This is a genomic window from Sphingobacterium sp. UBA3519, assembly GCF_002377215.1.
Classification (GTDB): Bacteria; Bacteroidota; Bacteroidia; order Sphingobacteriales; family Sphingobacteriaceae; genus Sphingobacterium; species Sphingobacterium multivorum.
Genome location: NZ_DFPI01000026.1, coordinates 131,635 through 155,203 on the forward strand (window position 1 = coordinate 131,635; position 23,569 = coordinate 155,203).

The 23,569-nt window shown below is 35.7% G+C and carries 21 protein-coding genes; 5 read left to right on the forward strand and 16 right to left on the reverse strand.

Translation table 11 applies throughout. The features are described 5' to 3' along the window. Positions 1–7 precede the first annotated feature (7 nt). The 14 genes from B3297_RS17630 to B3297_RS17695 all read right to left on the reverse strand — a co-directional run bounded on the left by B3297_RS17630 (position 8) and on the right by B3297_RS17695 (position 16,951). The gene (locus B3297_RS17630; protein WP_286709332.1) at positions 8–1,228 is read right to left on the reverse strand and encodes a restriction endonuclease subunit S; all 1,221 of its coding nucleotides are present in this window, start codon (positions 1,226–1,228) and stop codon (positions 8–10) included. A gap of 5 nt (positions 1,229–1,233) precedes the next feature. Further along, a complete protein-coding gene (locus B3297_RS17635; RefSeq protein ID WP_286709333.1) occupies positions 1,234–3,669 on the reverse strand; it encodes a type I restriction-modification system subunit M in 2,436 nt (811 codons plus the stop codon). A gap of 166 nt (positions 3,670–3,835) precedes the next feature. Beyond that, on the reverse strand, positions 3,836–5,338 hold the full coding sequence (locus B3297_RS17640; protein WP_286779197.1) for a DUF7017 domain-containing protein: 1,503 nt from the start codon (positions 5,336–5,338) through the stop codon (positions 3,836–3,838). Further along, positions 5,319–7,538, reverse strand: coding sequence for an ATP-dependent DNA helicase (locus B3297_RS17645; protein ID WP_286779198.1), 2,220 nt, complete (start codon positions 7,536–7,538; stop codon positions 5,319–5,321). Before B3297_RS17645 ends, B3297_RS17640 begins: the two co-directional genes overlap by 20 nt. 56 nt (positions 7,539–7,594) lie before the next feature. Next, positions 7,595–7,825, reverse strand: coding sequence for a hypothetical protein (locus tag B3297_RS17650; protein WP_286779199.1), 231 nt, complete (start codon positions 7,823–7,825; stop codon positions 7,595–7,597). A 261-nt stretch (positions 7,826–8,086) separates the two neighbouring features. Then, positions 8,087–9,820 carry an ATP-binding protein gene (locus tag B3297_RS17655; protein WP_286779200.1) on the reverse strand — a complete coding sequence of 578 codons (1,734 nt, stop codon included), beginning with the start codon at positions 9,818–9,820 and terminating at the stop codon, positions 8,087–8,089. Then, entirely contained in the window at positions 9,807–11,141 is a 1,335-nt protein-coding gene (locus tag B3297_RS17660) for an SIR2 family protein (protein ID WP_286779201.1), read from the reverse strand. Before B3297_RS17660 ends, B3297_RS17655 begins: the two co-directional genes overlap by 14 nt. Positions 11,142–11,159: 18 nt before the next feature. Then, positions 11,160–11,363, reverse strand: a complete 204-nt coding sequence (locus B3297_RS17665; protein ID WP_286779202.1) for a heavy metal-binding domain-containing protein — start codon at positions 11,361–11,363, stop codon at positions 11,160–11,162. Positions 11,364–11,967: 604 nt separating this feature from the next. Further along, a complete protein-coding gene (locus tag B3297_RS17670) occupies positions 11,968–12,192 on the reverse strand; it encodes a hypothetical protein (RefSeq protein ID WP_075993018.1) in 225 nt (74 codons plus the stop codon). Continuing rightward, complete coding sequence (locus B3297_RS17675) at positions 12,189–12,656, reverse strand: hypothetical protein (protein WP_286779203.1); 468 nt, start codon at positions 12,654–12,656, stop codon at positions 12,189–12,191. The genes B3297_RS17670 and B3297_RS17675 overlap by 4 nt, the downstream gene beginning before the upstream one ends. Positions 12,657–12,863: 207 nt before the next feature. Beyond that, positions 12,864–15,461, reverse strand: coding sequence for a carboxypeptidase-like regulatory domain-containing protein (locus B3297_RS17680; protein ID WP_286779204.1), 2,598 nt, complete (start codon positions 15,459–15,461; stop codon positions 12,864–12,866). A 75-nt stretch (positions 15,462–15,536) separates the two neighbouring features. Further along, the gene (locus B3297_RS17685) at positions 15,537–16,298 is read right to left on the reverse strand and encodes a GLPGLI family protein (protein WP_286779205.1); all 762 of its coding nucleotides are present in this window, start codon (positions 16,296–16,298) and stop codon (positions 15,537–15,539) included. Between the two features lie 83 nt (positions 16,299–16,381). Beyond that, positions 16,382–16,645, reverse strand: coding sequence for a hypothetical protein (locus B3297_RS17690; protein WP_070564608.1), 264 nt, complete (start codon positions 16,643–16,645; stop codon positions 16,382–16,384). Positions 16,646–16,828: 183 nt separating this feature from the next. After that, positions 16,829–16,951 (reverse strand): hypothetical protein, encoded by a 123-nt coding sequence (locus B3297_RS17695; protein WP_262511806.1) that lies wholly within the window; start codon positions 16,949–16,951, stop codon positions 16,829–16,831. A 237-nt stretch (positions 16,952–17,188) separates the two neighbouring features. On the opposite strand from B3297_RS17695, the gene B3297_RS17700 reads away from it, so the two are divergent. After that, positions 17,189–17,389 carry a hypothetical protein gene (locus B3297_RS17700; RefSeq protein ID WP_070564605.1) on the forward strand — a complete coding sequence of 67 codons (201 nt, stop codon included), beginning with the start codon at positions 17,189–17,191 and terminating at the stop codon, positions 17,387–17,389. 47 nt (positions 17,390–17,436) lie between these two features. Continuing rightward, positions 17,437–17,988, forward strand: coding sequence for a hypothetical protein (locus tag B3297_RS17705; protein WP_070564598.1), 552 nt, complete (start codon positions 17,437–17,439; stop codon positions 17,986–17,988). A 126-nt stretch (positions 17,989–18,114) separates the two neighbouring features. On the opposite strand, the gene B3297_RS17710 is transcribed toward B3297_RS17705, so the two are convergent. After that, positions 18,115–18,810 carry a hypothetical protein gene (locus tag B3297_RS17710; protein ID WP_070564594.1) on the reverse strand — a complete coding sequence of 232 codons (696 nt, stop codon included), beginning with the start codon at positions 18,808–18,810 and terminating at the stop codon, positions 18,115–18,117. A 741-nt stretch (positions 18,811–19,551) separates the two neighbouring features. After that, a complete protein-coding gene (locus B3297_RS17715) occupies positions 19,552–19,752 on the reverse strand; it encodes a heavy metal-binding domain-containing protein (RefSeq protein ID WP_115049168.1) in 201 nt (66 codons plus the stop codon). 790 nt (positions 19,753–20,542) lie between these two features. Between B3297_RS17715 and B3297_RS17720 the strand changes: the two genes are divergently transcribed. The 3 genes from B3297_RS17720 to B3297_RS17730 all read left to right on the forward strand — a co-directional run bounded on the left by B3297_RS17720 (position 20,543) and on the right by B3297_RS17730 (position 23,336). Continuing rightward, positions 20,543–21,997 carry a hypothetical protein gene (locus B3297_RS17720; protein ID WP_139144948.1) on the forward strand — a complete coding sequence of 485 codons (1,455 nt, stop codon included), beginning with the start codon at positions 20,543–20,545 and terminating at the stop codon, positions 21,995–21,997. Then, complete coding sequence (locus B3297_RS17725; protein ID WP_070564584.1) at positions 21,942–22,475, forward strand: hypothetical protein; 534 nt, start codon at positions 21,942–21,944, stop codon at positions 22,473–22,475. The genes B3297_RS17720 and B3297_RS17725 overlap by 56 nt, the downstream gene beginning before the upstream one ends. 453 nt (positions 22,476–22,928) lie before the next feature. After that, positions 22,929–23,336, forward strand: coding sequence for a hypothetical protein (locus B3297_RS17730; RefSeq protein WP_070564582.1), 408 nt, complete (start codon positions 22,929–22,931; stop codon positions 23,334–23,336). The last annotated feature ends 233 nt before the right edge of the window (positions 23,337–23,569 follow it).

A 23,569-nucleotide genomic window follows, 5' to 3' on the forward strand; every position in this document is an offset into this window, starting at 1 on the left:
TTTTTATCTACACCAACCTCGTTTTCCCCGTCAAGAGCTCCTGCATCATGCCTTGTTTGATGTGGCGAGCTTTGCCCAATTGCTGCTCCAAAGCCTCGATCTCGGCATCCATATCCGATAAAATTGTTGCTATACGCTCCTGCTCGGAAAGAGATTTGGGAAGTTTTATTTTTAATGTTCCTAAATTACCTCTAGAGATTCTTTTATGTGTTGTACCACCAACTTGTTCAATAACATCTTTAAACCAGTTTTCAGTTGATAAACTATATAACAGAAATCTTCTGTCATATTTCGATTCATTGGGTCTGAATATAGTAACGTCAACCGATGTAACAGATTTATAATCTTCAGTTTTTGGAAACAAACAAACACGACCAGCAGGTTCGGCTAATCGACAAATAAGTAAATCTCCCTCTGACAATTCCTTACATTTTAACTCTGAAAATGATTTTTCAGAGATGTATTTTTTATTTGATTTATTTAAGAATTTACCAACTCCAATATTTCCTGTTTGAACTAGTCTTATACCTTCATCCTTGATATGTTCAGATTCAATCCAATCTCCATCATTAAATAAGTCTCTCTTGCAATCTGCAATTTCAAAAATTGACCTTTCTTCCCAGTCTTCTTTAGGAGTAAGCAAAGTTTGCATGGCACCTTGTTTGATGAGGCGTTTTTTGGTGATGATTTGCTCCAATTTTTCGATCCACGCATCGGCATCACTCAAAGCATTTGCAATGGCTTCTTGCTCGGCTAAGGGTGGTAGCGGGATTTGAATTTTTCTTATAATTTCTTGGTTCAAATTTGGTTGACCACCTTGTGTATATGTAGATAAAATCCATTCTTTTTTATAATCTAAAAAATTTTTTAAAAAGATGTTGTTTGATTTTGAGACATCATTTTTAATTGCCAATACTGCTTGATTGATTGCTCCAACAATCTTAGAAATTGCAATAACTCCTGCTGTAGCACCATACATAGCTATTAGTAAAGTGTTTTCCTCAACTAATTTTGAGGCAGAATTTTGCAGACCTTTTTCACTTATAAATGAATCAGTATATCTTATGATATTTTTATTCAATTCACCAGAACTAATCCAAGGTATATTACCATTATAATATTCACTAATACTAGAGTTTGGAGTTCCACCTGAATAAGTATCACAAAAATCACCTAATTCTTTCACCTCCCAATCCTCAGGGATTAAGCCAATTTCTGTTTGTTTCATATCCTTTACCATGATAAGCCCATTTGTTTCAGGTGAGACAATACTTTATTCGAGGCTTCGAGAACCTCAGCCTCCAAGCTTGGTAAAGTAACCGCGTAGCGTTCGGCTAAGGCTTTTATGCGACCCGTTAGGTTTTGGCTAATTTTTTCTTGCTCTTGCGTTAAGGCTTGTGCCAAAGCGCCTTGCCATTTGCGGTGGATCACCAATTGTTTTACATCAGCTTCGCTAAGCGTTGGGTATTTAGCTAAGACTTTGGCTTCCAGTTCTGTATTCAATTTTTTAATCTCGGCATTGGCTTTTTTAATGGCATCCGCCTGAGCAATGTATTCTTTTAAAACGCTCATTTCGGCCCCACTCCATGCACGCGTTTTATCTTTTATTAGCTTAGCAACTTCGGTTGAATTTACTTTTTCCAAATCGGCAAATAAACCTTCTTCGCTGCTTTGTTCTTCTTCTATTTCGGTTAAACGTGCTTGTGCTGTTTCTACCACATTTTCTTGTTCGGCAATCGCTTGTTTTTCGGCTTCAAAATAAGTTTCAATCAACAAATCAGGTGAAATCATTCGTCCTGCAATTCCTGCCAAACCTGCAATTTCTTTATCGGCTTTGGTTTTTCCGTTTTTATCGGGCTTGCCTTTTACCACCAAACGCTCGTATTCGGCACCGGCTTTCCATCTGTCCATCGCTACCGTGTACACATCGTCTTGCATGGTTTCGTTCCAATACTGCATCAAATGTTGGTACAAATCGTAGGTATCAATCAAACGCGTATCGGTCATCGTCCCAAACAAAGCGGCGGTACTTTCGGTAATCACTTCCTTCGGATGCGCTCCTTCGCTTAGGTTTTCCCATTGCGCTTTTTGTTGGTTCAACCATTGCTCGTAAGCCGTTTGTATCGTTTGGTTGTACGCCACAAATTCGGGATGCGTAAAAATACCTTGTTTCAATTCGTTTGGTGCTACTTTCAACGCCACATAACCCGGACGTAAAGTTTCAAACAAATCGTTTTTCAACCCTGGGAACACTTGCCAATAGGCTTCCAATCCCGCCATATCGGCTTCGGGAATACCACCCAACAAATGTGCTTCTATGTTTTGTATATCTTCGGCTTCCTGCGTATCGATATAACGCGGAATGTTTAAGTTGTAATCGTTCTTGGCATCGGCAATTTCACTCATCGACACCATACGGCTATATTTCGGTACTTCCAACTGCGCTGAAAATACATCCGTTATTTTACGAATATCCTGCTCACGCAAACGGTTTTTGTTGCCATCTTTCACAAAGCCTTTGCTCGCATCGATCATAAAAATCCCTTTGCGGTGCTCGGCATGTTCCTTGTCCAACACAATAATACAAGCCGGAATACCCGTACCGTAAAACAAGTTGGCAGGTAAACCAATAATCCCTTTGATGTAGCCTTTCTTCAAGATGTTTTTACGGATTTCGCCCTCGGCATTTCCACGGAACAAAACCCCATGCGGTAATACCACAGCGGCTTTACCTGTTGCTTTTAACGATTTTATGATGTGCAACAAAAAGGCATAATCGCCATTTTTCTCCGGTGGCACTCCCAATTCGAAGCGACCAAATTCATCGCTATCCACACTCACACCATTGCTCCAACTTTTTAACGAAAACGGCGGATTGGCTACCACGTAATCAAAACGCTTTAAGCTACCATCGGTTTCCTTGTACGCCGGACGCGTTAAGGTATTGTCTGCGACAATTTCGGCCGTTGGGCTATTGTGCAGAATCATATTCATCTTCGCCAAGTTGGCGGTTGTCGTTTCTTTTTCTTGTCCGTAAAGGGTAATGTTTTTCCCCGATTCATTGGCTACTTTCAATAAGAGCGATCCAGAACCACAAGTTGGGTCATAGGCCGTGGTTTGATTCGAGGAATTGGCTGGCGAAATACCAATCACCTTAGCCAATACACGCGATACTTCGGCAGGCGTATAGAACTGACCTTTTGATTTACCCGATTCTGTCGCAAAGTGACGCATCAAATATTCGTAGGCATCGCCCAAGATATCATCGCCTTCGGCAGAATTTTTCGCAAAATCCAAACTCGGATCGTTGAAAATGCGCACCAAGTTCGAGACCGTATCCACCAAATCCTTTCCTTTTCCTAATTTGTTTTCGTCGTTAAAATCAGGGAAATCAGTCAGTTTATTGGCTTCCTTAATCGGGTTTAAAATTTGCTTATTGATTTTATCGCCAATTTCTGGATTTCCAATCAAATCCACCATATCGTCAAAGGTTGCACCATCAGGAACGGTAATCGCCCCAAAGGGATCGTCTTTGTATTTATCAGAAATGTACTTCACGAACAACATCGTAAGCACATAATCTTTGTATTGCGAGGCGTCCATGCCTCCACGTAATTCGTCACAAGATGCCCACAACGAGCTATATAATTCGGATTTTTTAATGGCCATTTACCTAATAATGATACAGTTAACAATCTTTCGTTTCGTGCTTTAAAATAGTTTATTTTAGTGGATTAAGCAATAGGAAAAACAGGTAATTCTAATTAAAAATCACCTTATTATCCTTCATTATACCTTTCGTATAAGAGCTAATAACTTATTACAATAAATCTACCTATACTACCACATCAATAGCACGCCAGCCCCAGGAACTTTTTTTCTTATTAAAAGACAATATTGACTTCAATTGAATGTTGCTACCATCTTTGATATTGTGATGATTTATAAAAGACTTATCAACAAAAACATCATCTACAAATCCAAAGCCAGCAGGACTAACACGTATTATTCCTGAAACAATTTTTAACACTTCACTCATAGACGTGTGATCTTTACGAGCTGTCAACAATTTATACATGGACTCCTTAATATGCTGCATTCGAACTTGATACAGCTCTCCTATCTTAGGATTTTTCAATGTAAAATCATATTTAAAAAATCCGCTTTTCGTTTTGTCTTTAATAAAATTGACAATTCTCTTTTCAGAGTTTACAAACTCCACCACAATAAGTTCTTCTGGATCATGTTTGAATAATAAGTCAGTGGCTTTGTTTTGGTGCTTTTGATAAAGTGCCACATTATTTTTTAAAGCATGAGTATCTTTATACCAAGAAGTATTCTGCCAAGCTATTATTTGGTTTGGTAATTTAGCTCCTGATTGATTTTTTACCTTTACAATAGCTTCAATTTCCGTTTTAGCCTCTGCAAAAAGCTGTTTTCCGACTAATAAATCAGCAAACAACTGTCTTATTCTTACCAAAAATTCATCTGGAGTCCGAAGAGACAAGGCCTTACAATAGCAACTAAAAACAATATCTGGTTCATCCTTGTATATCTCCGCCATCAACTGCCAAACCCAAAAGTCATTTTTCTTTTGCTTAGCAAAAGGTATAAATGTTTGCATTACCTCACTACTACCTTGAGCCAATAACAATTTAGCTTTAAAAAAACTTGGATAGACATAAGAAGGATTATCAGAAATAATCTTATCCAATTTTGGCATAAACTGTTGTACTTTATGCAAATAGGCATCATAATCCATATACGCCCTATTTGGATTTGATTGCATCAATAGAGCCTTAGCATAAGCTATATAAACTTGTTCGGCCAAAGCCATGATGTTTCGATTGTTGAAAGTAGTTTCTTTATAATCCTCAGGTAAAAGGTTTTTTAGTCCCCACCAATCAATTATATCTAAATAATCTCTGCTATCTTTAAATGCCTTATGAAGTGCTCCCAATAGCACAGTATAAGTCTTTGATGGTTTTGCAAATTGATAATCTTTAATAATATTAAATATTTGAAGGATAAAGTTATAGTTAACAGGCTGTTCATTAGCCATCATACGTATCACGGATGAAATAGGCCAAGTAACAGTTTCGAAAAACATAACTTCATCAGCAGGTAGTTCTAATTCGGCTATCTTAGTTAAATATTCTAAAAAACCATCTTTGTTAAGTGGCTCTGCATTTGACTTCAAGTAATCATAATAGACCCAAGATAATGCTCTTAGATTCCATATATTATTATTGTCCGTAGAATAATTATGCAACGCTAACGCTAAAGCTTCTTGGAGCTTCCCATTAGCTCTTAGTTCTTTAATCTCTTTGAAAGACATAATCTTGTTTTTTTAATTGATTAAAAGCTTCTTGAAGATCATTTAATAATACAAGACTATTGCACATTTTTTGTAAAGGCAATATTCTTCCAAAAAAACCTTTATCATTATAATCTATATCTAATATAGCTTTCTCTCTACCTCGAATAAAAGTAAATCGTTCTTTGTAGTTTAAATGTTGGATATCCTCAATATTTATTTTATAAACTGCTATTAAAGCATTTAATTCTTCTTCTAAATTTCGCAGAAAAGGTTTATTTTCTTCGATAGTAAAATCAGGTTCAATCTTTGACTCAATTAATGAAATATCTTCACGTACCAAATTGACTACAGGAAGATTAGTAACCAAATTACTGATTAATTCGAATAATGATGGAGAATTAGTCAATGAGTTAATATTTTGAAAGTTAGGTCGAAATTCTCCCTTTCCATTAAACCAAAATTTGACACCTACTCTATCATTGTCTTTCCCAAATTGGTAATGTACTTCATAGTTTTTCACGCTATGTAATAGAATGTTTATGTCTTGATTTTTTAGTTGGTACCAAATTGATAAGAAATGATCCCGTATATAAGTGGAAGTTGTTTCTAAACCAAAATCTTTAAAAAGATTAGAGATTTCTACTGTATAAGGCAAATCAATATCTTTCTTAACATTTGTATCTATAGAAAGAAATTTATCATTTATATCAGCATCAACAAAAAACATAGAACTATATGGACTAAAATAAGGTGACTCAATACAATATAAAAATCTCGAGGAGCGAGTTATAGCTGTGTAAGCCCATCTGTAAAAATCAGAATTACTTTTTCCCTTATGACTAAGCTTATCCACATTATTTTGTGCATTGGTAGTACCCTTATCCCAAAATACTATAACATTATCCCATTCTCCACCTTGAGCTTTATGACAAGTAATAGCATAACCAAACTGCAACATTAAGCTATTAAAAAAAGCATCATTTTTCAGCTTCTCACCAAATTGCTTGTCATTTCTATTGATTCCTGGATGTCTCACCATAAAATCTACATATAATGCTTGCCTCTCTTCAGAAGATAAATCGCCATCGCCATAAAGATAATTTTCTAGAAAATATCCAGATACTATACCGACCTTATTTACTTCATTTCTGACGATAAGCGACACGCCACGCCAAACTAGTGTAACATTAGTTAATTCGCCTTTACTACCTTTTTTTCTAAAACTTATCGTTCGAGATATACTATCTGACACCTCATTCACCAAACCAAACTCTCCATTCATTAATCCCAAATTATAGTTATTCTTTCCGACTATCATAACATCACCTTTTTGAACAGGTAAGTCTGCCCCATATTTATCTAGTCGAATTTGCTGATTGACATAGTTCTGTGTACTATTTTTATAAGAGATTACGATTTTCTTTCCTTCAATTTGATTATATATTTTTATAAAATTTTCTAATTCTACATTAAACACATCCAAACCATTATCACTCAAATTAAAACCATTATAATAACCTGATTCAAGACTTTCTCTGATTTTTGTAGCTTTATGAAGTATGTTATTATTTTTATCCAAACGCTTAACTTCCTTCAATTCAACACTTGATACAGAAATTTTAAATTTATTGGTCAGATATTCTTCATCCAAGGCGGGAGAAAAATTCATTCCAACAGGTGGTAATTGAGCTGGGTCTCCTACTAAAATTATTTTTGTTTTATAAGTAGGATCATTTATTCTGCTATAATGAGCTAAATCTTCCAAAACTTTTCCCGTACCGAATCTAAAAAATTCCTGTTCCGAGCACACGTCCGATACCATAGATGCCTCATCTATGATTATTACAGAATTTAAATTTTCTACTTTACTCACTTTATATTGATACAAGAATGTTAAATCCTCCTTATCTGAACCCGTTTTTATTTCTTCCAACTCACTGAATGAATAAATACCTTTGTGTATAGTAGATGCATTCTCTGTCGTTTTTTCCTGAACAATTTTTGCAGCTCGTCCTGTAGGAGCCATCAATTGTGTATCATAATTCAAGTCTTTTAAATACTTAATTATGCCACTGATTAATGTTGTTTTACCTGTGCCTGCATAGCCTTTTAATAAGAATATACGATCATCGCTATTAATAAATTTCTCAAATCGCAAAACAGCATTATGCTGATCCTCTGTTAATATTAAGTTTGAAAAATAATTGGTAACATTCATAATTAGTTAATTCTGGACTATAAAAATATAGCAAAGTATGATCCCCCCCCCTACAATTATTTGCTTAAATGGCAAGCAAGCTTGTAACCATCTAAATTCTTTACATGCTCATCCGCAAAATTTTCTTCCTTTAATGCTTTAATCATTGATTCTTCTACAATTTGAAAAGATGCACTTTTCAAAATTTGCTTCAAAAAAGGATTGTTTGTACCACGAATTATAGTTTCTATCTCTGTTTTACTAGTTGATTTACTAAAGATACTATTCCATTCTGCGTAATTAAGCATTCCATTCCCTCCCGCTCAAGGAATGAAACAGCTTCCGCTAGAATTACATGTCTAAGTGATATAGGTTTTCCATTTTTCATTTATTAAAAATTACATTTATATTTTATAGGTCCTACTAAAAAAATAAGACAAAACTACTTAAATATCAACACCTTATATTATACCGGCATGATTTATTGTTGATAAACAATCTTTGATTAGTGTTTTATATCTGCTTTCAATTTATACAGTCTCCTTCTCTTTTAATATTTAATTGAATTATCAATTAACATTTAAACTAGGGGTTCCGGAGTTAGGCTTATTACTAGGTTCTGCAATTTTCAACATGATTGGCATCGGGAAATCTACGCCAGTAAGAATGGCTTCGCCTTCTCCTAAAATTGGTAAAAAATCTAATGTGTTTCTATTTGCTGAGCTGCAAGCATTCGAAATAGCGTCTTTATCAAAATGATTAATTAGTCTATGTACTATAAAAGTACCCATCTGACTTAGCGTTCCCTGTGGAATATCACGTGGCATTTGGGTAGCTATACAAAGAAACAAACCATGTTTACGGCATTCTTTTGCGATAGAATCAAATGAATCTAAATTGCTTCCAAAGAACTCGTCACCTACTCTTTTATTCAAAAATTGATGAGCTTCATCAATCATTAATACCAATGGTCGCTTTTCTGCATCTTTGACATTATTGAAACTTCCTGAACGAGCTAAGTTCAACAAGTGATTTCCAATGGCATTGGCAAGAACCTCCCTGGCTTGGAACTCAAATATGACTTTTTCAAAGTTAATTCTTAAAATCGACATGTTATCGTCATTCAAAAAGTTATCAATTTTCTTTACTAGATCATTTTCGTCGCTATCTTCTATATCAAAGCCAAATATTCTTTTAAAATGAACGGATTGGATTAAAGTTTCTGTCCTTAAAAATAAACTTGTACTATTTTCCCACTTCCTTCTATCCAAATCTCCCCAATGAGTAATATCATTTCCAAAGCCATCACTATCATAAACACATTCCCTCCTCAATTGCATTGTAAGATTATTAATATTAAAATTGGCTTTCGCATCTTCAATTTCTGAAGCAAATTCATTATATAGATCGATATAAGGCTTTTTTGGTTTTTTGGACTTTATATAAATACCCTTCTCGTCAATTTCCGAAGTTTTTTTATCATTTTTTATAGCTAAATGGGCAATCTTTAGTGATTGAATTGCCTCTAAAAGAATTGGTTGTTGGACTTGGCCAGATGGTTTTAGAAGAATTAATAAGTCTTGAATTGATAAATTTTTGTAGTGAAAATAATGTCCATTTCCTAGCTCAACATTCGTACATTTAGGATTTGTAGTGAAAGAACTGTATTCTCCAGTCGCATCGATTATAATTGCTTTACTATTTGTATTGGAAAGAATTTCTAGAAGCTTACTGACAGTATAGCTTTTTCCCCCTCCTGTTGTTCCGACTATTGCGCAATGACGTCCAAATAAAGATTGCAAATTGACATTAACTTCAGTTTCATTATTTGAAACTAACTTTCCTAAACTAACCGGAGTAATACTTTCATTATACTTTGCTCCAAATCTGGACATAAATTGTCCAACCAAATCCGAAGAACAGACATACACCTTCGCCCCAATATTCGGATAGCTTGCAAGTCCTTTTTTTACTATAAAAGGATTATAAAGATCAAATGACAGTAAGATCTCAATCTTTCCCTCCGGATGAAAATCTTTTGTTTGAAAAGACTTTTCACTTAATGATAGTCGCTCCTTTTCGGGTAGAGCTAACTCTACGAGTCGACCTAAAAAACCATATTTGTCTCCTTCAACAACAACAAAGTTACCTACCAAGCCTCCATTGAATTCCTCTCCTTGGTTTGTAAACCCACCAAGCAAAATAGAAGAAGGAAAGTGGACCCTCACATACTGTGGTAAGACCTGATTTATATATCCAATGAAATAATCATGGGAGAATGGATTAATTTTATTGACCATCATTTCTAAGATTTATAGGAGTATATCTTAATTCGTTGTCATAGGTTTGGATCTCGGGGAAGTAATCGGCAAAATCAGTAAAGGTTTCAGAAACTATCATAATTTTGTCCGATTCCATTGCTTCTCCTATTAGCCTAGCAAAAGCTTTCGATTTCGTCCAACAGAAATATGGATCAAGAACAGCGATTCTAAATCCTGGATTCTGATTAATTGCTTCTTCAATTGCCGCATTGATATGATTATCATTAAAGCTGTAACCAATACATATTAGCAAGGTGTCATTATCTTGTCTCAAATTTCTTTGAAATCTCGCAATCATTTCAAAAAATGGCTGTCCATAGGAATCTTTATATTTTCCTTCGCGAGGATAAACCATAAGTGGATCAACTGCCTTATCATTTATTACAATTTCATTAGTATTTGTCTCTTTCTGCCAATTCAACGAACCATGTAACTTATAAAGATGAAATACTCTTGTAACAAAGTTATCTTCTTCGTTGACCTTGCTCCCCTCCCGTTGCACAATATCGTAATCGAAATAGCGACCGCTAAATGTCCTAGGTGATGTAAATGAAAAACCATCTATAATTACAGCATTTATTTTATTGGCGGCTTTTTCGAATAGCAAATCATAATTTAAAGTGAAAACTTTAACCCGAGAACTTGTTTGTTTACGTTGTAATAATTTCTGTAAAAATGTCACATGTGGAAACTTTCCTCTTGGTTCACCTACATTGGTATGATGTCTTATAACCTTCAAAATGTCGTCTCTGTAAGAACTAAGTTTTTTCCCTTCTATTTCAGTATCATTATTATATTGAATGTACCCCTCCAATCTTGAAATCAACAGTTCAAAATCCCCTTCAGCAGTATGTTTTATGGTAGAGCATATTTCATCAAATACTTTCTCACCTAATTCTTCTTTCACAAATTTCCATAGTCCAGTCATTAACGGCAACCCGACATCTACAGAAGATCCCGCACCGGATAAAACTAATAAATTTTTAAATGGCTTTTTGAAAAAATCATTATACCAACCACGCTTCAGGGCTTGGGCATCCTCAACAGTTGGTTTGTCTCCTTTATTTTTAGAGAAAAAGGGTTCTAATCCCTCAATGTACGTCAATTTCCCTTTATCGAATTTAGGATTTTTTACAGCGATCTGCTTTTTCTTGCCGTTTACATATAATAAAAAAGATTCGTCAGGTACATCATTATCTTCTTCAACTTTTTTTTCTTCTTTTGGTTTTGCCGATTCAGCCATTTTCGATGGCGATGCAGATCTTGGAATAATAAAATCGTTAGTTTCTACTGAGTCATTCATATTATAAATTGATTAGTGTTAAAGCAAATGATGCTGTACCTCGGATACTTTCTTTTTTATCTGTAAAAATACCATGTGGGCTAAAGTGCCCCGAAAGAAATCTATATAGCTCATTGCTATATCGCTAAAGATATTGGTGCCGATGACAACATTGGCTGCTATTGGATCATTATATCGTGAAATCTCCCTCCCTTCGATGGAATTGGTCGTGGTTACTATCATGGCATNNAGCCTAATATACATTATTTATTCTGAATTAATATGTTTACAGATATTAACTTTCAAGATTATTACAAATTGTTAGGGCTAAGGTATTGGTTTGAAAGAAAGGTTGGTTACGGGAAACCGTAGCTGATTTATTCAACTGTTTTAAGAAGACAATAAAATAAAGAAAGCCCCCCTTATAACCGTTAAGGGAGGCAATTTTGGCTAGATGTCCGCTTGGGCTAGATGTTAACCGGCTTTGGGCATTCATCTACTGTAAAGATCGCGAGATTAGTTGGGATAATTGTTGTTCATTTCTTAAAAAATGTTGTTCAAAAATTATATCCTAATAATAATTTAATTCCAAAAGGCTATTTCACTTCATCAAATGTCCAGATCAACCCACTCTTCGATAATGACAACCGTCGTTTATTAAAAGTTCTTCCATAATCATCCATACCTGATCAGTCAACGTAAAATATTATTTACTGCTTAGATCATCTATAGTCAAAAATCCGGTAACAGAAAACTTTTTGACAGCTAGTACTGCGTGCTCAACAGCTAGAAATAATGTTTTTTCAAAAACCAAACAGGATTCGCCCCTCCCAGACTCAAGGTTTTTTTATTCCTCGTAGCCCAGCTCATCAAGGATAATAACCAGTTCGTCAGTTGTCAACCAACTTGTATTGTTACATAGCATTACCCAATCGCCATTGCGAAAATCTACATTCATTATAAAAAACCGATCAATCATAATTTGCAAGGTTCCACCGCCATGCAAAACAGAAACCTCAACCACTTGCTTTTGACCACACACGTCACATTCGAACTTTATATTCTTTTTCATCGAAGATCGTCCTTTATCCACTTTAATTCCCCACGCTGGATCAGGACTATATACTTTTGCACGTGATCATCGGTCAATAAGCCATTGTCTTCAAGGTGGTAATTGAACTGCTTAGTGAAGGTGTCATACTGAATACTTCCTACATAAGCATTATTGAGATAAATATGCCACAGGCTGTATTTCTTGGCCCGTACTTCCACTACCTGGCGTTTTCCATGATGATAAAACAACTCAGGCACTTCCGTATCAAAGCGAAGTATAAGAGCGTCAATGCACGCGTCCTTGATGTCATCGGCAAGTACACCGAATGCCAATTGCCACACGCCCTGAGATTTTCTGAAAACATAAAAAGCAAGACCATTTTTGTTGTAAAGATGATAATCTTTCATGCCCATGCTTTTATCATGCACCGTAATTTGAGCGTACATTACCCGATTTCGGCAAAAGATTTCTAGCAGTTTCATTTCACAATACTACTAATAATATTAGTAATATTGTATACGATATAGATTTATAGGGTTTCTCATTTTTTATATGTAATTGGAATGTTGGAATTGGTATTAGTATGCTTAATTAAGATGTTTACAGCTATTAATTTTCAAGATTTTTATAAACTGTAAGGCTAAGATATTGGTTTGAAAGTAGGATTGGTTGCAGGAAATCGTAAGATATTATAGGCTATATGATAAACCCAATAAAAAAATACGGGGCATCGTATAGATAATTTTTTCGGAACTGATATACTCTGTCAGTACCGCAGTGCGGTAGCTTGCGTTTTTTAACACATTTAGCCCTTGAATATAAAAACTGAATGGAGATTTTACTTTCTGGTAACGCAATTCAAAATTTCCATTTATAGTAGTTGGATCGGCACTGCTATCCCCCAGCCCTGTCTTCAAGAGACTCCAGTCTGTTTTAAACACAAAATTCTTCAGCTGATATTTCCCGGTAATGCTCCATTTATTGAGCGCGACCTTTTGACTATCCCCCAAACTCTTCTGCCAGCTATCTGTTCTTGTCCAGGCTACTTTCACATCTGCCAGCTTTGGTATGAACCATCTTAAGGAAAGGTCTGTCGAAACCGTATTCTGCCGTAGATAAATCTCGTTGTTATCGATACCTTGTGCTAACCTCATATGGATATAGGACAGATATACACCCGGTTCAAACCTGCCGTATCTTATGCTATACCCCCCGATATTGGTGAAATTGAAATCAGGTCGATCAAACAGCTGCACTGTCTTCAACTGCTCGTAGGAAGAAGTCAAAAGGCTGTTCCCTTTGATCTTATCTTTCAAAGTCAATGCACTGTTAAAATGGATTACCCGAAAGTCTGTAAGTCTAAAATTGTTATAGGTAAAAGCAAGTTTATGGAATGTCTGTCCCTCCAGCAGGATATTTCCCCGGGACAAACTATTGTAACCTGTGATCCAATAAGACGGATTGAGGTCCATTGCTGCCGCAAAAGTATAACCCCTTCTGTAGTTAAGACGAAATCCATCCAATGCACTTTTTCCATATTTTAAATCCACCTCCGGCTGTAGAAACCATTGCCCATGACGATCATCGTTTGCTGGAGTCTGGTTGATTAAGTATAAGTAGTACTGCTTTAAGGAAAATAGTATTTTTAACTTATCGAAGTCCAGCCGGTAGCTCCCGCCCAAATAATTGCTGCTGTTTCGATAATATTGCTCGTGGTCAAACAAATGCGTACCGGTTGTATCCTGTGGTCCCGCTGACTGCCCATTCTGCCGTAATAATTCATTTTGCGAGTTCACTTCCAGATGAAGCTGCTGGTTTTGATTGATTACCCAATAGTATTTATAAGATCCATTTAAAAGATTCACCTTGCGCTCCAAAGGTCTCACTATACTATAGTTCGCCATAGAATCAAAACGTATAAAGCCGCGAAGGAAAAGGCTGTCCGAGGAAAGGGAAAAATTGTCTCTCTCCGAGGTATACTGATGCTGGAAAGCAAATGAGCTGTAACTTCGCAAAGAATGCTTCCAGCTACCTTCCAGGTATTGCTTTAAAACAACAGAATGTCCATCCTGGATTTGTATACTATTGTTGTCTACTCCAAATCTGTCAATGACATTGTTAGTATGCACCTGCTGCTTGGGCATTGTCCAGAATGTACCCAGGTTATAATCCAAGCTAAAATATGGACTTGGCTTAAAATTGCTCGAAATATTGAAAGACGCCTGCCTATTAACCTGCGAAGAACGCATATTGGTTTGTTCTGTATACCGAAGGTCGGGAAAAGAATAATGATTAGTGCCTTCTAAAATGGTGCCCAGTCTGTTTTCGGAATATACGCCATAGAGATTTACGCTCAACTTCTTTTTTAGGATCTTTTGAAAACCGTTGAATGCGGCGAATTTATTGATGTTTTTTATCACATTTCGATTGTCACGATTGTAACCCGTCAGACCATCCTTGGGAACTGAATTTGAAAAATACTGCAACTCGGCGCCCTGCACGCGATCGATATCTTCCTTGGATACCGGTGAAGTACCGATATTATTGATATCCCCAATAAAAGACATGGTTTTTGCCGGTGAGTAATAAAATAGGGCGGCGTGTTCCTTGTAAGATTTTTCGCTTCCCAATGAAGATTCAAGATCTCCAAAGATGAAATTCTTCTTATTCTCTTTCAGTTTGACGTTCATGGCAAGCTGATCATTTACCTGGACGTTTCTCAGCAGGTCGTTTTGGGAAAATCTACTGATCATCTCAACCTTGTCTACTGCATTAGCGGGAATATTCTCGATAGCGAGCTTACTGCCGCCACCAAAAAAGCGTTCATTTTCCACTAAGGTTACATTGACCTGCTTTCCCTGAAAACGCACTTTTCCATCTTCGATGGAAAAGCCAGGCATCTTTTCAATAAGATCCTGTAATTTTCGGTCGGTACTGTCCCTGAAGTAATCGGCAGAAAAACGGATGGTATCTTTGGCAATTTCCACCGCGCGGTATCGGTAGTCAATCTTTACTTCATCAAGTTTCTGGACAGATTTTAATAATTTGTATTTGATTTTCCGTTCTGCTGACTGATTATCTAAGGTATCAACAACTTTTTGATAGCCTAATCTGGAGATTGTGAGCTCAATTTTTCCTACGTTCGGAAATTCAAACTGAAAATGGCCCTGCTGATCACTTTTCTGAAATAAGGGAGCACTTCCGGAAGAAGGAATACGCTTGATCACGATACTTGCGTTCTCCAACGGTTTGTCACTCTCGTCAACAACAAGACCTTTAATTAGCAAGCTTTGTTGCGCCGGTAAACTAGGGGGAAGAACAAATAAGAGAATAAATAATAGTATAAATCTTAACGTCACAAGCTATTGATAAGGAACATTTAATTCTTTGGCTAGTTTATATAACCTTTCCCGCCATTGTTCTTTTGTCAGGATTTCTTTATCTGGCAATGGAGCAATGTCAGCCTTTCCTGTTAAGTTAATGTCAGTTAGTCCGTAGACAATACCGTCATATTGAAACTCAAATATCAAACCTGGTAGGTCACGTGCGAAGACAGGGCCAAAGGGTATAGGAATTTCGGGACAGAACCAGGCAATAACAGGTGTTTTTCTAATTTTGTATTCGCCGCCCTCCCTATAGCTTATTACTTTATCTCCTTTTGCTTTATAGCACGTAAACTCACCTATTTTTTTCGTTTCCTCACTGATTTTCCAGTCAAAATTGTTATGGGTCTTCAATATAAGTCCTTTTTTGTCCATACCTTTTCTAATATCCCTATCAAAACTGTAAAAATACGAAGCATCATGCCAGCTTGTATCTCTATAACCGACCAATGTTTCAGTTGTCTTAATATCTTCATTCGAGACTTTTTCAAGTTCCCTGGTTTTTACCCGATTAAACATTGCGTTCGTGGTTGTAAATTCCAGCTTAAAACGCATCATTGCAGCCACCTTAGGAACAAAAGGATATGCGTTGAGCATCCATAAACCTTCAGGGCCATTATTAATACTATCAGTACTCCTTAATACAGCATAATGAGCATGGCCGGCAACTTCCTGTGCGTTGGACTTGACCTTCATAATGAAGATCAATATAAAAAGAAGAAAGATGTGTTTTAGTTTCATTTTTTAAATTTTGAATATGGTTGAGCAAATACCCAACCATATTTATTATTTAAATAACCAACATAGTTCTTAGACTATGAATTTTATTGTTGTGTAGAGTGAGTACCTTCAAAACATTTTTGCATTTCAATTTCTAAGATACGGTCAAGAACATCATCTGGGTAATGTCCTTGCATCTGTTCGCCGCGAATTACGACGCCTAAAAGACATGGGACAGGACTGTCCTGTTCAACCATCGCTTCCATTTGTGCAACCGGAACTTCTTCAGCAATGGTTGATGCTTGAACTTGGCTCGCTCCAAAGATAACACCACCTAGTAGCATCATCTTTAAAATACTTTTTTTCATAATTTATATTTAATATAATATCGAATATATTTATAAAAATCACATCTATAATATGGTTTTTTGAAATTTACACAAATGTGTAGTAAACAAAAAATTGTCTGAATTAATTAAAATCCCCCATAACTACTATTATTTACATATCTATCACATAACACACTTAAGAAATTATCGACTTATAGTAAATTACACGAATAGGCGACCGCCAAAGAACTCTACATAGCTCTTTCCTATATCGCTAAAGACAGTGGTACCGATGACAACATTGGCCGCTATTGGAAGGTTGGAATTGGTCATGGTTACTATCATGGCATGCAACCTTTCAATCGGGCAAGGTTGATACTTAAGCCTAATATACATTATTTATTTTGAATTAATATGTTTATAGATATTAACTTTCAAGATTATTAAAGATTGTTAGGCTAAGGCATGGGTTTGAAAGTAGGACTGGTTACGGGAAACCATAAGTAACTTATTCAGGTGTTTAGAGAAAAATTTGTATGAAACCGTTAGAACATTGTTCGAATTATTCTTTATTTTTAGTCTATGAATGACTATACTATTTCGCTTGTGCCTAAAGTGTCCAGGTATGTTTTTGATGAAGTTGTTGTAAATGATATTTTAAAGTGGTTAGTTTCGAAAGATATCGTCAAAGCTGAATTATCGGATTGCATACTCGGCAACCTTGGATTTACGTTTTGGAACGGGCCTGAATTGAAACCTGAATTTATAGTTGCATTGCAGTAGAAATTAAACTGTTACCTGGCGGTTGTAAGATCTCATATTTAGTCATTATGAAAAAAGATAACAATGAAGGAAAAAGCATTATTAAGGGAAGCGGTATGCTTCATATTAATTGGGGTGATGAAAAAAATGGATCAGTACTATTTTTTCAAGGAGATACGGTCTTATTAGGAATTAGCAATGTCCCCTTTGCCTTATATACGACAACGATGTTTGACAGAAATACCTTGCCAAATGAACATGTAAAAAGCCTTTATCAACTTGAAAAACTATTTTTAACAGGCGATTACAGTAGTAGAAGGGTAAAAGAAAATAGTCCCTATGAGATCCCGTTATGGATAAATGACCTTGAAAATTTGAGTTTTTTATATTTGGATCATTTTGATTTAATCGGTTTGACTAACCTCAGAATACAAAACCTAAAAACACTGGTTCTTAAAAATGCTCATATTATTGATATTCCCAATCTTTTAATTGAAATATTAACTTTTAAAAACCTAACACATATTGCTTATGATGCGTCATGTATTCCGTTAATCGACCAATTAAGGGAGCATCATACTGGAGAGATTACTTTTGAGCTCTTAGATGGTTTGAGTTAAATTTATCCACCAATCCAAAAATTCTATATATATATTAGATGTAAGGTAAGGTGTGCAAAGGGATTGTACAGAAAAGCCTTAAGCGAACGCTCAAGGCTTTGATATAATACGAAATACAATTCATTTCTATTCTTGAACTGTAGGGTACTCAATAACTGTAGATAATCCACATGCAGTTTGAGCAGTGGCTGAAATATAAAAATACGGTAAAGCCCCATTTTGCGTGTTAAGTACTTTGACTCTCACAGTATTTGCTGTCGTTGATAATATTGTTCCCCCACCGACAAAGAAACTGACATTCCCCAATGAAGCATCGACTGTATAGGTATAAATCTGGCCCGGATTAACAATAGGTCTCCCAGAAATGTTAAAGCCTGCACCTACATCTATAACTTTTTCAACTGAATAACCTTTCACATTTTTGGTCTTCAGTTTTACAAAACCGGCATAATTACCAGTTCTTGTAACTTTCCACTGATTATTACCTAATGAAGTTAAAGTTGCTATTCCATCAGCGTTTTCCAAGGTTACTGTTCCCGGATTTACTATCGTATATATACCATCAGAACAAATGCTAGACGGTCCATTAATTTTAAATCCATAGAATTGATTTAACCCTTCGATATCACCCTCACTTAAATCATCTCGCTGAGCTGTCCAGGTACCACCGCCGACTTTAGTCATGACATTCGAAGCAGGATACATCATGATTGAATTAAAGCCCAAAATACCGTATGAAGTTGAATAAGGCTGTATCTGATACTGATATGCCTGACTAAGACCAAATATTCTTTTATCCAAAAATGTTGGCAATCTATCCATGGTACTCAAGTCATTCGTCCATTTGTTATCATCAAAAATTCAATCGGCCCACGACAAATTTTAGTATCTGCTGATATTAATCCTTTTTTTTCATTGTAGTAACAATAAACAGTAAATTGTCGAGATTTTTATTCGATTTTGCATGGCCAAAAATGTGAAGCAATTCATTCCGCCCCTCGCCACTTTTACTATCCATTATGCTTTGAACTGAATAGTCTCCATTACAATTATAAATCGTCCAGTTAACATTTTGATCAAACATTTCACTTTTCCGCGTCTCTGTTCTGCAACTTTCATTTTTAGCTGGAAATTGACGAGGATGATTACCAAAATAAAAACCGCCCGAAAAACCAGTGTGATTTGTAGTGTCGACAGGATGAAAATGATAAATGGAAAAATCTTCTCCATTGGTTTCATCTAAAGCGTAAAATGTGGGTAAAGAAATATAATACTTACTTTTCCTATTTGCCTTTCTTCCAATGATTTTATAAAAACCTTATCTGCAGAACTATGTACAGATTTATGATCATTATTTTGTCCGAGGCTGGTCAGAGTTAATATTGTCATGAGGACAGTCATTGTCAATTGCGTATTCATATCTTGGTTGTATTTGTAATGATTGTTGGCTCTAAATTTTATACTTCATAACCGTTAGATAAATTGCAGGTTCCCCTTACCTGAGATTTCGTCGAAATCAACCTTAAGCCCTATAGTAACATCAGCACGAATTGCCTGTGCACGTTACCTGAGCGTTTCAGTAACACGCTTGTACATCTCATGCATCTTCTTCTCATAACTGGTAGAGCGACCGCCAAAGAAATCTACATAGCTCGCTCCTATTTCGCTAAAGATATTGGCGCCGATGACAACATTGGCTGCTATTGGATCATTATATCGTGAAATCTCCCTCCCTTCGATGGAATTGGTCGTGGTTACTATCATGGCATACTACTTTTCAATCGGGCAAGGTTAATACCCAAGCCTAATATACATTATTTATGCTGAATTAATATGTTTACAGATATTAACTTTCAAGATTATTACAAATTGTAAGGCTAAGGTATGGGTTTGAAAGAATGGTTCGATACGGGAAACCGTAGCTGATTTATTCAGCAATTTTAATAAGGCAATAAAATAAACAAAAGGCCTCCCTCGTTAACCGTCGAGGGAGGCCATGTTGGCTAGATGTCCGCTTGGGCTAGATGTTAACCGGCTTTGGGCATTCATCTACTGTAAAGATCGCGAGATTAGTTGAGATAATTGTCGTTCATTTTATTCAAAAGCCTGCTAAAATTCGAATTTTTAATTTTTTTATAAAGTAATAAGATTTTACTGCTAATGATTAGTGATCTTTGATCCAGATTTTGTTAAAAACAGTTAGGTTCATTTGGAAGTAACACAGAGACCAGCATGTTTCACCAGCCTTTGACAGAGTGCGTTTTGTACTCCCTCACGCTCTGCAATCTTTGTCCTTTTTTCATTTCTTATATTATCTAACCAGCTTATCTATATTACACGAGTAACGTGTAAAGCTGATTTCAATTCCCTATTGTATTTCAATCAGAAGAATGGTTCTTAAAATCGAATTACTTTTCTATTATTACCTGTATATTACCTGTGCATTATCTATACATTATAAGCGAGTTACAAACTTTCACACAAATGTGTAGTTTTTTAATCTAGTAAAAATTTCACGATAAATAACTTTAGCTTTATTCCTATAAATCGTTAAGTGAAAAGTAAAATAGAAGTAATGAAAAGCCATTTTTTTACAAGAAACTTTATCTGGCTCCTTATCTTGCTGTTTATCGTAGTAAGTTGTCAGAAAGATTCGTCCCAAGTATTAGATAATGAAAATAAGCCGACTTTGGCTGATATAAAAGAATTTTATGCCAAAGAAGGAATATTTAAAAAGATCAATCCAAACGATAACTTACCAATTCAATGGGAACCTTTATGGGATGAAGTAACTGTCCGTAAAGCAAACGATTCAGTTGAATATATGTTCATTCCATTGCATCCTTTTCTCAAGGAAGATAAGAAGAAAATTACGTTTGAAAAAGGTGGTAAGACATACTTACTCGTAAAAAATGGCAAAGAATTTTACAAAGGCTTTTTTTTCAATGATACGAAGGAAGAAATTACTGATCTCCGCTCCTTTACTGGAAAAATGTTATTCACAAATCTAAAAAGTAACGCTGCAAATTTGATAAAATACCGGAATGGTTCGCCTTATTTTGAAGGAGATGAAAATGTACAGAAAAAGAGGGCTTCATCAACGAAAATGGCATGGGAGCAAAATTGCAACTATCAAACGGTGGATTGTATCTATCAATCAGGAGGATATGGATGTGGTAGTGGTATTACTATATATCATAGCAGAGATTGTTCTTACCCCTCATTTTGTGCTGGATATGGTTGGTCGCTTATTGATAGCCGAGATGAGTACGTCTGCGAAAATGTTTGGGTTCCAGATGCACCTGGTACGGGTGATGGTGGAGGTGGCTCGGACGGAAGTGATATTGCAAACTTCAATGCTAAAATCGATGATACAAATCTTCCAGACTGTATGAAAGGCGTATCGGATACACTTAAAATGCTGAATGGAAATTCTGTCGCTGATATAATCAAAAAGTTTTCGGGAGAAATACCAGGGTATAACCTTAAGTTTACTACAGAAAATTTTAGCGATCCGATGAAAGTGGCTGGTACAAATCGAAATAATAATACAGGAGAAATAATTATAGCTTTCAATACCAATCCACTAGTTATAGGTAATGTTTCCGACTTAGCATTTGCAACAACAATGCTTCATGAATCTATTCATGCTTACCTTACTGCATTTTTTTATGATGATCCAACGGCAGCAACAATGACTTATCCTCAATTATTTGAAAAGTATACAAAGAAAAAAGCTTTTTCAAATGGCGCTCAACATGAGACCATTGCTAGAGATTTTATTACAGATCTAGCCGCATCCATTAAAAATTACGGAGAATTAAAAGGCTATCATTTAGATAAGCAAATATATGACGATATTGCCTGGAAGGGCTTATTAGAAACGGATGCATTTAAAAACCTTTCAGATGTAGATAAATCTCGAATTACAGATAGAATAATGGCTGAACAATATGATACTAGAAAAGACAAAGGAGTTACACAAAAAGGAGTTCGCATGGGTTGCTAGCATTCTTTTATTTTGGACATTGGCAAGTTGTGCAACGAAAAAGAATCTTGACGACTTTGCTGAAATTGATCGAAACAATTGCAGTAGTTTTAATCAGATGGGCAAAGGATATACGGAAAGCGAGGTAGCTCCATTAATACATGGAAAAGTAAGATTATGCTATAATAATGAAATAGTGCCTTACGCGAGAGTCTTTTTTCTTAAAAATGGCAGGGACACCATAGCTTCGCTTACCACAGACGAAAAGGGTGAATTTTCAAAACAAATCTCTCCAGATGGTTTTTGGGGAAAAGTAATTATAGAAAAATTTGGATCGAATTTGACAATTGATGAAGTGAGAATAGATGCATACTTTAAAGATTACTATCTGGATATAAAATTACCAAGGCAACCTGCTTATATAAATGAAGTGGGCCCAAGAAAAGATCAGAAAAAGTTAAGAAAGGAAGTTGAAAAAGCAAGTCGAAAACATCAGTAAATAATTGCAATCTATCCACTCACTAACTTCAAGTGGGGAGGTTGATGTTATCTATTTTTTGAATGTGTAGCTTTTAAAGATCATCCACACCTGATCCGTCAACGTAAAATATTTTTGGTGCTTAGATCATTTACAGTCAAAAATCCGGTAACAGCAAACTTTTTGACAGCTAGTACTCCATGCTCAACAGCTAGAAATAATATTTTTTAAAAACCAAATAGGATTCGATATTGTATTAATAGTACTTTTCAAAAGCTTTAGCATTTGCAAATAATTATGCAACCTTTGGTAATCCACCTGTTGAAATAAATGAAACCTGGGTAAAAAACCCAACTATCACCGTGACGAGCGCCGATGGTCAACCTCAAACGATCAAACCATACGCAAACTTAGGCGATGGGAAAAACTGTCCGATCCATAGCGTATCCTCTAGCCCCAATTAATTGATAACAAATGAAGAATAACATTTTAACAATTTTGGGTATTTGTTTTTTAACATCTGCCTACAGTCAAAAAAAAGAAAAGGACTTATCGATACTACAGACTTTGGTCGAAAAAATACATTTGGATCTCCGTGATGTTGCAATGATGTCTGGTGTTCCAAGTAGGACATCTGCTACTTGGGCAAATTTGGTATATGTTCAACGGGGGGATTCCATAACAACTGTGCCGTTTGACAGTCTCACTTCTCCCAAATGGAATCGCTTTGAATATGATATAACGGTTGAATTCGACAGATTTACAGGGAATAGCACTCAAAATTTAAAGGGGGTAATTGTTCTAAAGCGTATCAGCCCTGAAAGAGAGGAAAAGCTCCGAAACTGGATGCTTAAAGAAAAGGAAAAGGCTTTGAAAAGATAAATCTTAAAGTCCGGTCGATATATACGGCTGGACTCATAATAGTGTTTATATTAATGGATGCTTACATAGGTTGTGAATTGCTTTCATTCTTTGGTTTAATTGTATGTAAATCCCACAGATAGTAATTATTCATTTATTTGAATATGTTGTTTAAAAGTTCCTTCCTGATAATACTTTCATTCCGGAATGCTAGTTTATTGCTTCAAATATTATTATCATGTTCACGAACACTC

Excerpts from the sequence above, each read along its gene's own strand:
- B3297_RS17635 (WP_286709333.1), bottom strand. The coding sequence starts at position 3,669 with ATGGCCATTAAAAAATCCGAATTATATAGCTCGTTGTGGGCATCTTGT.
- B3297_RS17650 (WP_286779199.1), bottom strand. The coding sequence starts at position 7,825 with ATGCTTAATTACGCAGAATGGAATAGTATCTTTAGTAAATCAACTAGT.
- B3297_RS17705 (WP_070564598.1), top strand. The coding sequence starts at position 17,437 with ATGAAAAAAGATAACAATGAAGGAAAAAGCATTATTAAGGGAAGCGGT.
- B3297_RS17675 (WP_286779203.1), bottom strand. The coding sequence starts at position 12,656 with ATGAAACTGCTAGAAATCTTTTGCCGAAATCGGGTAATGTACGCTCAA.
- B3297_RS17730 (WP_070564582.1), top strand. The coding sequence starts at position 22,929 with ATGAAGAATAACATTTTAACAATTTTGGGTATTTGTTTTTTAACATCT.
- B3297_RS17695 (WP_262511806.1), bottom strand. The coding sequence starts at position 16,951 with ATGATAGTAACCATGACCAATTCCAACCTTCCAATAGCGGCCAATGTT.
- B3297_RS17685 (WP_286779205.1), bottom strand. The coding sequence starts at position 16,298 with ATGAAACTAAAACACATCTTTCTTCTTTTTATATTGATCTTCATTATG.
- B3297_RS17630 (WP_286709332.1), bottom strand. The coding sequence starts at position 1,228 with ATGAAACAAACAGAAATTGGCTTAATCCCTGAGGATTGGGAGGTGAAA.
- B3297_RS17690 (WP_070564608.1), bottom strand. The coding sequence starts at position 16,645 with ATGAAAAAAAGTATTTTAAAGATGATGCTACTAGGTGGTGTTATCTTT.
- B3297_RS17645 (WP_286779198.1), bottom strand. The coding sequence starts at position 7,538 with ATGAATGTTACCAATTATTTTTCAAACTTAATATTAACAGAGGATCAG.
- B3297_RS17660 (WP_286779201.1), bottom strand. The coding sequence starts at position 11,141 with ATGAATGACTCAGTAGAAACTAACGATTTTATTATTCCAAGATCTGCA.
- B3297_RS17640 (WP_286779197.1), bottom strand. The coding sequence starts at position 5,338 with ATGTCTTTCAAAGAGATTAAAGAACTAAGAGCTAATGGGAAGCTCCAA.
- B3297_RS17670 (WP_075993018.1), bottom strand. The coding sequence starts at position 12,192 with ATGAAAAAGAATATAAAGTTCGAATGTGACGTGTGTGGTCAAAAGCAA.
- B3297_RS17700 (WP_070564605.1), top strand. The coding sequence starts at position 17,189 with ATGAATGACTATACTATTTCGCTTGTGCCTAAAGTGTCCAGGTATGTT.
- B3297_RS17725 (WP_070564584.1), top strand. The coding sequence starts at position 21,942 with ATGATACTAGAAAAGACAAAGGAGTTACACAAAAAGGAGTTCGCATGG.
- B3297_RS17715 (WP_115049168.1), bottom strand. The coding sequence starts at position 19,752 with ATGATAGTAACCACGACCAATTCCATCGAAGGGAGGGAGATTTCACGA.
- B3297_RS17655 (WP_286779200.1), bottom strand. The coding sequence starts at position 9,820 with ATGATGGTCAATAAAATTAATCCATTCTCCCATGATTATTTCATTGGA.
- B3297_RS17665 (WP_286779202.1), bottom strand. The coding sequence starts at position 11,363 with ATGATAGTAACCACGACCAATTCCATCGAAGGGAGGGAGATTTCACGA.
- B3297_RS17710 (WP_070564594.1), bottom strand. The coding sequence starts at position 18,810 with ATGGATAGATTGCCAACATTTTTGGATAAAAGAATATTTGGTCTTAGT.